The organism is Streptomyces sp. WAC04114 (assembly GCF_019733245.1).
In the GTDB taxonomy this organism is placed as follows: domain Bacteria; phylum Actinomycetota; class Actinomycetes; order Streptomycetales; family Streptomycetaceae; genus Streptomyces; species Streptomyces massasporeus_A.
Map to the genome: position 1 here is coordinate 1 of NZ_JAIGQA010000377.1, position 1095 is coordinate 1095.

Consider the following 1095-nt stretch of genomic DNA (forward strand, 5'->3'; position numbering starts at 1 on the left):
AGGTACTCCAGCTGCCCCTCGGCGTTCCAGCGCACCCGGTCACCCGTGCGGTACATCCGCACACCCGACCCGAACGGGCTCGCCACGAACCGCTCCGACGTCAGCCCGGCCCGGCCCAGATACCCCCGGGCCACACCCGCGCCCGCCACGTACAGCTCACCGGCCACACCCACAGGCACCGGCCGCAAAGCACCGTCCAGGACATACACCTGAGCATTGGGCACCGGCTGCCCGATCACCACGGTGACGGAATCGGCGACCCGGCCGATGGCCGAATCGACGGTGCACTCCGTCGGCCCGTACAGATTGAAGCCCTCCACACCAGCAGTCCGCAGCCGCTGCCACAGCGCCTCCGGCACCGCCTCACCACCGGAGCCGATCCGCCCCGGCCGCCACTCCCCGTCCAGCAGTCCCTCGTCCAGCAACACCTGCAGATACGACGGCGTCACCTCGACGAAGTCGATCCGCTGCTCACCGATCCACCGCACCAGCCGGCCCGCATCCAGCCACGTATCGCCGTCCACGACATGCAGCGCATGCCCCAGGAACAACCCCGCCAGCTGATTCCAGGAAGCGTCGAAGGACACCGAACTGGTCAACGCCACCCGCAGCCCCCCGCCCGCGACCGCGGACGAAGCAAGCACCGTGTCACGATGCCCCTCACACAGGTTCACCACAGCCCGGTGCGGCACCAGCACACCCTTGGGCCGCCCCGTCGAACCCGACGTGAAGATCACATACGCCGGATGCTCCGGCAGCAACCCATCCACCGGCACCGTGTCAGCCGACAGGCCGGCCAGCTCCGCCACCGTCTCCGCAGCATCCACCAACACGGCCGCAGTGCCCGGCAGGGAGGCAGCGGAAGCCCGCGACGCCAGCACCACAGCCGGCGCCGCATCCTCGATCATCAGACCGAGCCGGCCCGCCGGATACTCCGGATCCAGCGGCACATACGCACCACCAGCCTTCAACACCGCCAACAGCGCCACCACCAGATCCGCGCCACGCTCCAGGCACACACCCACCAACGACTCCGGACCCACACCCCGCCCGGCAAGCAACCGCGCCAGACGATTCGCCCGCGCATCCAACTCC

General features: G+C 69.6%; 1 protein-coding gene. It reads right to left on the reverse strand.

Translation table 11 applies throughout. The features are described 5' to 3' along the window. A partial coding sequence (locus K4G64_RS39290) for an amino acid adenylation domain-containing protein (protein WP_308122615.1) occupies positions 1–1043 on the reverse strand: 1043 nt, incomplete at its 3' end. Between the last annotated feature and the right edge of the window lie 52 nt (positions 1044–1095).